This is a genomic window from Desulfovibrio sp. 1188_IL3213, assembly GCF_036763145.1.
In the GTDB taxonomy this organism is placed as follows: Bacteria; Desulfobacterota; Desulfovibrionia; order Desulfovibrionales; family Desulfovibrionaceae; genus Desulfovibrio.
Genome location: NZ_JBAIYR010000055.1, coordinates 1 through 9,620, shown reverse-complemented (window position 1 = coordinate 9,620; position 9,620 = coordinate 1). Strand labels below are relative to the sequence as shown.

Genomic DNA, 9,620 nt, shown 5'->3' with positions numbered 1-9,620 from the left:
AGCGTCCGCGCATGCAGCCCGACGCGCGGCAGGAGTTGTTTTGCCGTGCCATACCGGCCCGCCGCACCCGCATTCAGGCGATAGATCTTCCCATATTGCAGGAGGTTCTGATGGATCCCACCCTTTCTTCCATCATCCGGGAGCCGGTGGCTCAGGCCACTGTGGCCGGGCTGCTGTCATGGCTTTCCGTCAGTCTCGGCGCGGCATTCATTTTTACCCGACGGGAATTCTCGCGCAAAGCAATGGACTGTCTTTTGGGCGCGGCCGGGGGCATGATGCTGGGCGCGTCCTTTTTCGGTCTGCTGCAACCGGCCATGGAGCTTACCGCCCACATGGGGCGCACAGGCTTCATTCCGGTGGTTTTCGGGCTTATGCTGGGCGCGGGTTTTCTGCTGCTGCTCGACCGCGCCCTGCCCCACCTGCACCTTGTGCAGGACACCACCGAAGGTATTTCAACCCGCTGGCGGCGCAGCGTTCTGCTTGTCACCGCCATGGCCCTGCACCATATCCCCGAAGGGCTCGCCATCGGGGTGGGCTATGGGGCAGCCGCTGCGGAAAGCGGCATGGCCACAGGCATTGAAAGCCTCGGCATGAGCACGGCCCTGGTGCTTACCGCGTCCATAATGCTGCAAAACCTGCCCGAGGGCATGGTGGTATCCACCGCTTTGCGGGCCGAAGGCTATTCGGCAAAAAAATCTTTTTTCTACGGCGTACTTTCCGGCGTCACCGCCCCCATCGGGGCCATACCGGGGGCCTTGGCCGCAGGGGTGACGGCGGGCATTCTGCCCGTGGCCCTGGCCTTTGCCGCCGGAGCCATGATTTATGTGGTCTTTGAAGAGGTCATTCCCGAAGCCAATGCCTCCGGCAACGGCAATGCCGCGTCTCTTTCCTGTATTTTCGGGGTCTGCCTGGTTATTGCGCTCACCACCCTCCTGGGCTGATCAGGCGGCGCTTGTAAACGCGCGATAGAGCGATTTTCACCTTGAGATTATCGCGCAACGGCGGACAAAACCCGCCCATAGCCGTTCGGCGGCATAAATATTTTGAAAGCTGAAATGCGCTAGAGCAATTTCACTTTGAAATTGCTCCGACGGCTGCGTGAGCAGACGTTCGCTACGGAGGCGTAAGCGCAGTTTATCTGCGCGGTTAAACGCCGAAGTGAGCGTGCCTTAAACTTTGAGAATGTATATTCTCAAAGTTAATCTGATCTAAAAGCCGACCAACGGCATATCCGCTGCGTCAGAGCCGGGTTTCCCTCATACGAAACCTTGCTCTGACGCAGCGGCATTTCACACCTGCGGTTTTTTCCACAAAATGGGGCAATGCCGCTTACCGCTGGCACATTTTTTATCTGGTATAAGTTTTTTTTCATTTCAGCCGAAGATATAAGCAAGGCGATCAGATATTTTTTTGAAAATGTCTTTCGCCATATGTCTATTGATAGTTGCGAATATTGTTTTTTTTATTTACTATTAAAGAACTCTTATTTCTTCTACAGACAAGCAATGTCCGCATGGCGCGTGCGGCATGATCATTTTGGGCGCACTTCATGCACAGGGGGACGGATATGTCACACACCATGCACTGACGGGCCACCCGGAACAACCAGCCCCGGCCATTGGACATGCAAGTACAGCCGGTCTGGAGCCGCGGACCAGACCCCGCGTGACACAGCACCGCAGCCACGGGCACACCTGAACGTTTTTTCCGCAGCCTGTGCCTTCGCAAACGGCCATTTAAGGAAGAACCCTTATGAACCTGACCCTCAGCTTTCGCATCATCGTATTTTTCATCGTTGCCCTCATACTGGCCTGTGCAGCCATGCTGATCGGCTTTAAAATCGCTCTGGGCGACGGCCTGAGCGCCGCTGTCCTGAAAGACGCCCTGCTGTTCGGCGTGGGCGGCATTGTGCTTCTGGGCGCCGCTGGCGCGGCATTCATCAACAACAGGCTTGCGCCCATCCGCAAATGTGTTGTCTACGCCGAAGCCATTTCCACCGGGCATGAAGAAGCCACGCTTGACGTATACCGTACCGACTGCCTGGGCCACCTGGCGGAATCGCTACGCATCATGGTTGCCAAGCTGGAAAACCAGACCCACTGGTACGAGAGCATACTGAACACCCTGCCCCTGTCTGTTTCCGTGACGGACAACGACATGATCTGGACGTTTTGCAACACCTATGCCCTCGAAACCATGAATAAAACCTGTCAAAACGATGTGGTGGGCAAGCACTGTTCCGAAAAACAGGGCAATATCTGCAATACCCCCGAATGCGGTATCGAGCAGCTGCGCATGGGCATTAAAAAAGTCATCAACCACATGCCCGACGGCAAAAGCATGCAGATCATGCTGGACTACCTGAAAGATGCGGACGGCAAAACCATCGGCCATGTGGAAATAGGCGAAGACATCACAGAAAAGGTCATGCTTGAAAAGCAGGCCGCCGAAGCCGCCCACAAGGCGAGGGTATATACCGTCACCCAGCTTGAAGATGTGGTTGCGCATCTGCAGCATGCCGCAGACACGCTCAATGCCTCCCTTGGCGATGTGCGCGACAAGGCGGGCATTGCCGCCGGGCGCATGGCAGAAACAGCCACCGCCATGAACGAAATGAACGCCACGGTGCTTGAGGTGGCCCACAATGCCGAAGGCGCGGCCAAGGCCGCAACCTCCGTACAGGGGCATGCCCAGGAAGGCGCGGGCATTGTGCTGCGCACCATCCGGAGCATGCAGAGCGTGCAGCAGCAGTCCAACGGTCTCAAGGGGGACATGATCGGCCTTGACAAGCAGGCCAAGGATATCGGCGCGGTGCTCACCCTTATTCGCGACATTGCGGATCAGACCAACCTGCTGGCCCTTAACGCGGCCATTGAGGCCGCCCGCGCGGGCGAAGCCGGACGAGGCTTTGCCGTTGTGGCCGACGAGGTGCGCAAACTGGCAGAAAAGACCATGAGTGCCACCCAGGAAGTGGAAACCGCCATTGCCGCCATTCAGGAAGGCACGGGCAAAAGCTCCACCACGGTCGACGGCGCCGTGTCCGCCATTGACGAAGTGAGCCGCATGGCCGAAGAGTCCGGCCAGTCGCTGGAGCAGATTTCAACCCTGGCCGGAGATTCCAGCGCGCGGGTTTCCGCCATTGCAGCTGCGGCCACGGAACAGTCCGCCGCCTCGGAAGAAATCAACCGGCACATAGCCGAGGTCAACAGCCTGAGCGCCCACATTGCTGAAGAAGTGGATCTGGCGGCTCGCCAGGTCAGCGACATGGCCGGGCAGGTCAGCGTTGTCACCGGCATTCTTGACGCCATACGTAAGGAAGACAACGACCAGCAATAGCACTGCAAGACGGCATGCGGCGGCATGGCGGCCAGCCACGCCGCTGTTACCCCGCTTGCAGGCCCAAAAACAGACGTGCCGTACGACACAACAAATATGCCGCAGCCCCTGACCCCAGGTACGAAAGAAGCCGTCGGACGACAGCCCGGCGGCTTCTTCCGTACCCGCAGGGATCTGCCCTGAGTCAACGGAACAGGTTTGTTCATGCACCGTTTTCCGCTCCCGTGTGGGCATACGGTGATGGAAGGCCTTTCATCACCGGCATGGCCGCCCTTCCCTCTGGCATGCACAATCTGTTGTCATACCAGACTTTCCCGCAGCATCCTGTCTCACGTCCACACGCTATGCGCTATTTATAACAAAAGCGGCATAAAAAAACTGTTTTCCCACTCTGTGAACTCTTGCACTTCAGGGTACAGGCGAAGTGCCGGAGTCAGAAAAAGCTATCAGGCGGCCCATCTTTTTACAAAAAGCGGGCCGCCTGAAACCAGTCAGGCCCATGCGTGACGGCCTGCGCAAAGAATCAAATCACAAGTGTCCGGAGCAGACTGTTTTTAAGACGACGGACGGCTGTATTCACAGCCGCCCGAACATTTCAAGACAAAGAATACCTAGAGCAATTTCACTTTGAAATTGCTCTGGCGGCTGCGTGAGCAGACGTTCGCTACGGAGGCGTAAGCGCAGTTTATCTGCGCGGTTAAACGCCGAAGTGAGCGTGTCTTAAACTTTGAGAATGTATATTCTCAAAGTTAATCTGCTCTAGGGATGATTGACAAACTTATTCTGCGTGGCCGCCGTGCCGCTGTGGCAGGGGGTGCAGTCCATGATACCCTTGGCCCAGTTGGCGTCATTGCCCTTGGTCATATGACACTCGCCGCAACTGCTCACCGAAGCCTGCATGGGGAAAGTGCTCTTGAAATCCTTGCCCTGCTCGATCTTTGCGTTGATGATTTCGGCAGCCTTAAAGGCCGCATCTGCCGTAATGCGTCCGCAACGTTCGCTGCGCTTCTTGCTGGTGGCTTCGATCTTGTTCTCATAACACCACTTGGACACGGAAATATGGCATAATACAGAGTCAGACGTGCTCATGGGCAAATCGCCCTTGACACCCTGAGCCGCATCGCCGGGATTATAGATGGGCAGCTTGGTCACTTCGTACCAGCGGAACAGTTCGTTGACCATGGGGTGCACTTCCTTGCGGCCCCAGAACAGGGAAAAGGTCGCCGCAGCGCCATAAAGAGCGCCGCAGATGGTTCCCCAGTCGGAAATACCGCCCTTGTTTGCCTCAAGCATGGCAAAAGGAAACTGGTTATAGGGCGCGCCGTACTTTTCGCCCATCAGGCCGATAATACTGTAAAATGCACCAAAACCACAGCCGAAGCCCTTATGCCAGTAGCCGTCATAGGCCACCTGGGCGCATTCCTTGGGGTCAAGCTTGTGGGGCTTCCAGCCAAAGGCTCCGCCCACCTGATCAAAACGACCGGCCGCAGGCTGCGTCTGCCCCGCAGCCTTTGCCTCAACACCGCCGAGGCCGAGCATAGCTCCGCCCACTGCAAGCCCGCCAAGGCCGCAGATAAGATCACGTCTGCCGATGTTCATCTATCTCCTCCTGATAGCATGTGTCTGCCGTGACACATTGTGGTTAAAAAAATCACTACCAAGTTTGGGAAAGAAAGGTCAATCTCAAAAATACCGAAAATACACTTTTTTTTCATTGCAAAAAAATTTTTTTGCCGTTTTTTTGCGGGCAGGCTCTGGACGGCCTGCAAGAAGGTCTTACATATACGGGGCGACTGGCGACCCCAGTGCGCAGAATTTGACGCGCGCGCCGCTCCGCAGACGCACAGCGCGGCAGGTCGCTGCGCGACCAAGCACAAGACAAGCTTTCCCCGAGGAGGATCACCATATGTCCAAGATTATCGGTATTGACCTGGGTACCACCAACTCCTGCGTGTATGTTATGGAGGGCAAGGACCCCAAGTGCATCACCAACCCCGAAGGTGGACGCACCACTCCTTCCGTGGTGGCCTTTACTGACAAAGAACGCCTGGTGGGCGAGATCGCCAAGCGTCAGGCCGTGACCAACCCCACGCGCACCATCTTTGCCATCAAACGCCTTATGGGCCGCAAGTTTGACAGCCCCGAAGTGGATCGCTGGAAAGAACACAGCCCCTACGCCATCGTAAAGGCTGCCAATGGCGATGCCGGCGTTGAAGTGGACGGCCGCACCTACAGCTCCCCTGAAATTTCGGCCATGATCCTGGCTAAGCTGAAGGCCGATGCCGAAGCGTACCTGGGTGAAACCGTTACCGAAGCCGTCATCACCGTGCCGGCCTACTTTAACGACGCCCAGCGTCAGGCCACCAAGGACGCGGGCCGCATTGCCGGTCTTGAGGTCAAACGGATCATCAACGAGCCCACAGCCGCTTCGCTTGCCTACGGCGCGGACAAGAAGGCCAACGAAAAAATCGCGGTCTTCGACCTTGGCGGCGGCACGTTTGACATCTCCATTCTTGAGGTGGGCGACAACGTGGTTGAAGTGCGCGCCACCAACGGCGACACGTTCCTGGGCGGCGAAGACTTCGACCAGCGCGTCATCAACTTCCTGGTGGAAGAGTTCAAAAAGGAAAACGGCATTGACCTGTCCAAGGACAGCATGGCCCTGCAACGCCTGAAAGAAGCTGCTGAAAAGGCCAAGAAAGACCTTTCCACCTCTATGGAAACCGAGGTCAATCTGCCCTTTATCACCGCTGACCAGAACGGTCCCAAGCACATGCTCGTCAAAATCAGCCGCGCCAAGCTGGAATCGCTGGTGGGCGACCTTGTGGAAAGCACCACCGAGCCGTGCAAAAAGGCCCTGGCCGACGCCGGCATGACCGCCGACCAGATCGACGAGGTCATCCTTGTGGGCGGCATGACCCGCATGCCCCTGGTGCAGCAGGTTGTGGGCAAGTTTTTCGGCAAGGAACCCAACCGCTCCGTCAACCCCGACGAAGTGGTGGCTATGGGCGCTGCCATTCAGGGCGGCATCCTCAGCGGCGACGTGAAGGACGTGCTGCTGCTCGATGTGACCCCGCTTTCCCTGGGCATTGAAACCATGGGCGGCGTGTTCACCAAGCTTATCGAGCGCAATACCACCATTCCCACGCGCAAGAGCCAGGTGTTCACCACGGCTTCCGACAACCAGCCTTCGGTGTCCATCCATGTGCTCCAGGGCGAACGCCCCATGTCCGCGGACAACATGACCCTGGCCCGCTTTGACTTGGCCGGCATTCCCCCGGCGCCGCGCGGCGTGCCGCAGATCGAGGTCTCCTTTGACATCGACGCCAACGGCATCGTTAACGTGTCCGCCAAGGATATGGGTACCGGCAAGGAACAGTCCATCAAGATCACCGCTTCTTCCGGCCTGTTGCAGCACGCCGGTGGACGTTTCGGAAAGCTGAATAAGCACGCCGGCGATGGACGGGTCAGCCTTGAGGGCTGCTGCCACATCTTCGGGATTGACGGCCTGACCCCACGGCACAGAGATGGACTGCACCTCCAGCCCGCGCGAAAGGGCTATTTCCATCCAGCGCTGGCTGAACTTGCCGCCGTCCACCACCAGAACCTTCTGTCCCGGCGCAAAAAGATTGTATACGGCTGCCGTCATGGCTCCCGTGCCGGAACAGGAGAGGGGCAGCACTGTGCCGGAAGTGCCGAAAAGCGTTTGCAGGCTTTGTTGAACCTGCCCCATGATCTCTTTGAACTCGCTTTTGCGATGGTGGATCATGTCCCGGGCCAGAACAAGGCGCACGCGTTCGGGCAGAGGCGTGGGGCCGGGGGTGAGCAGGCGAAACTTGTTAAGCATGTGGCTGTTCCTTTCCTTGTGTTTGCGTTCCGGGAATGCTTTTTGTGTAATGGTAGTGTATTACACGTTTTTTGCCGCCTCCTGCCACCGTTTCCCCGTTGTGCGCCCAAGGTTCCGCAAGCCGCCAGGGGTTGCTTGGAAGCGGTTTTGCGCTGAAACGGCTTTGATGGCTTCGCGGCCAGGCGTTCGCCACAAAGACGCAGCGCGTGTGGTTTGCGCGGGTAAACGCCAAAGTGGGCGTCAAAAAAATTGAGAATGTATATTCTCAAAGTTAATTTGCTCTAGGGGTTGCAACAGTCTGCGCCCACAGGGCTTTTGCGTCAAGCCCGCATGCTCTTCGTGTGGATCGGCCGGCGCCTGATCTCGCTTGTCCGGCTTGCCGGTGGCAGCAGCAGAAGGCACGCTTCTGCTGCTGCGGATTTTTTATTGCTCGGAGCTTACAGCCTGTATGGCTTCAAAAGTCAGCTTCTGGGCTTCCATCTGCTCGGCCAGGGCGCGATCTCCCGGCTTGGCAGTAACGGTAAGCAGCATGCCGGGATTGTCCAGCAGGGAAATAAGATCAAGCACAAGGGCCGTGTGTCCGGGCGTGGTCTGTATTTCGAGGTTGCCCGGTCGGGCGGCAAAGGTTTGCAGGCTGCGGCGTATGGCGTCGTTTTTCTGGTCGTTCTTGACGCCCGGCAGTGCTGCCAGGGCGTTAAGGGCGCCCACGGCCTGAGGCACGTTGGTGGAAATGTTCAGTCCAAGCCAGGCCATAAACCCTTCATCCCGGTACTTCAGGCTGAAATCGCTGAAGCTCTGTGTAAGCAGCCCTTCCATCATGTTTGTGCCGGGCTTTTCATTCAGCTTCACTTCGCAGTCAAGCACGCCCAGGCCGGCGGCGGCGACCGATGCCATCTGATGGCTGACGGTTCCGGTGGAGCGGGTTTCAAAGGCCATATCCATGTTCAGCGGGGGAAGGGTCATATCCAGCAGGGCGTAGAGCAGGCTGGAGGGGGCCGCAAAGCCTTTGACGCTGCTTTTGGTATGGGGGGGCGTGTTGGAGAGCCATTCAAAAAGCACTTCCTTGATCTGCACCGAGCTTGTTTCCACGGCAAAAGCCATATCCGTGACATGGGCCTTGCGCAGCAGGGGCGGCTCTGCCTTGAGCATGGCTTCCATAAGCGGCATGATCTGGTTAAGGGCCTCTTCGGGATCAGCCTGCCGGGTGGCTTCCATTATCTGCCGCAGCAGGTCTTCATCGGGCAGGGTCAGTCCTTCCTGGACGATATGGCCGATGCTCATGCCGGGGGTGTTGTCCACACGCATTTCCAGTCCGTCCAGGACGATGCTTTCAATGGTGCGTCCCTGCCAGCCGCGCATGCGCGATTCCTTCACGGTCAGCCGCACGGAACCGTCGGCTCCCGGGGTGTCCATAGTGACGAAGTGGACCTGGGTATTGTTCGCCCCCATATTGTAGGTGGCGGCCACCATGTCGACAGGCTCGCCTTTTTCCAGTGTCTGCCGAATAAGAAACGGCATGGCCCGAACGATGTCGATTTCTTCGCGCTGCACAGTAACCCTGTTGCCGGGGGCGGTCATGACAAGATTGCGCATCACCACATTTTCAGCCACGTCAATCATGTCCTTGCCGTCAAGCACCATGTCGCGCAGCGGGGTGAAGGCCAGGAGGGTACGCAGGGGAAGGCGGAAGGAAAGTTCGGCGATCTGCCATGTTTCCGGTCCCTGAGGGCGTTCGCCCTGGAGGCTCAGGCCCCGGATGGATATCTCGCGCGACAGGGGCGAGAACTGTATCTGGTCGGCCGAGGCCGCATAGGCGCTGCCCTGGGGGCTTGTAGTCATATTGCCGAGGGCGTTGAGGGTCTGCTCCTGAATGACAGAACGCAGGCCAAAGCCCAGTGCGGCCAGACCGCCCACGACCAGGACGGCCAGGACGACCAGGGTTGTAAGCAACTTTTTCATAGACAGGTATTTCCCTTATGTGTTTGACATGGCGCGCATGCCGTACGGCCGCGCTTTTTGCCATGAGGTTTGCCTGTGCAAGACCGCCGCATCAGTCCACACGGTGGTGGCATCCCAGGCTGGCGCGGTTGCGCATGGCCGCCTGAATGATGACGTAGGCCGTCTGTGAACCGTGAAAAAGGTCCACCAGGCGTCGTGAAATGCGGGTATACTTGTAAAAGTCGTGGATATGCCGCACAAGGTCGCGCATGTCTTCAAAGGCCCGGCGCAGGCGTGCCTCTGTGCGCGAAATGCCCACATAATTCCACATGGTGTTGCGAATGTTTGTCCAGTCCTGAGCCACCAGGGCGGGGTCATCGCGTCGTTCGTCCCCTTCGTGCAGCCAGTCGGGAATGGCGGCGGCCAGGCTTTTGGGCAGGCCGCTTTCGGCCTTGAGACGGCGGCTCAGGTCTTTGCCGCAGCTAACGCCCCACACCAG

4 protein-coding genes and 3 pseudogenes are annotated in these 9,620 nt (G+C 57.9%); 3 read left to right on the top strand and 4 right to left on the bottom strand.

Annotated features, from left to right (window positions below; genetic code table 11):
• Window positions 1–11 precede the first annotated feature (11 nt).
• The gene (locus V6C16_RS04515; RefSeq protein ID WP_333542816.1) at window positions 12–941 is read left to right on the top strand and encodes a ZIP family metal transporter; all 930 of its coding nucleotides are present in this window, start codon (window positions 12–14) and stop codon (window positions 939–941) included.
• An 811-nt stretch (window positions 942–1,752) separates the two neighbouring features.
• Entirely contained in the window at window positions 1,753–3,336 is a 1,584-nt protein-coding gene (locus V6C16_RS04510) for a methyl-accepting chemotaxis protein (RefSeq protein ID WP_333535288.1), read from the top strand.
• 759 nt (window positions 3,337–4,095) lie between these two features.
• Here the strand turns inward: V6C16_RS04510 and V6C16_RS04505 are convergent.
• Window positions 4,096–4,935: a split-Soret cytochrome c gene (locus V6C16_RS04505; RefSeq protein ID WP_333535289.1), complete on the bottom strand. Its 840-nt coding sequence runs from the start codon at window positions 4,933–4,935 to the stop codon at window positions 4,096–4,098.
• A 307-nt stretch (window positions 4,936–5,242) separates the two neighbouring features.
• Here V6C16_RS04505 and dnaK point away from each other — a divergent pair.
• A pseudogene (dnaK, locus tag V6C16_RS04500) lies at window positions 5,243–6,745 on the top strand (molecular chaperone DnaK); the annotation flags it as partial.
• A 3-nt stretch (window positions 6,746–6,748) separates the two neighbouring features.
• Here the strand turns inward: dnaK and V6C16_RS04495 are convergent.
• From V6C16_RS04495 to V6C16_RS04485, 3 genes and pseudogenes are all read right to left on the bottom strand, one after another.
• Window positions 6,749–7,183: pseudogene (locus V6C16_RS04495) on the bottom strand (aminotransferase class V-fold PLP-dependent enzyme); the annotation flags it as partial.
• Window positions 7,184–7,606: 423 nt separating this feature from the next.
• Entirely contained in the window at window positions 7,607–9,142 is a 1,536-nt protein-coding gene (locus V6C16_RS04490) for a hypothetical protein (RefSeq protein ID WP_333535490.1), read from the bottom strand.
• Window positions 9,143–9,233: 91 nt separating this feature from the next.
• Window positions 9,234–9,620: pseudogene (locus V6C16_RS04485) on the bottom strand (L-aspartate oxidase); the annotation flags it as partial.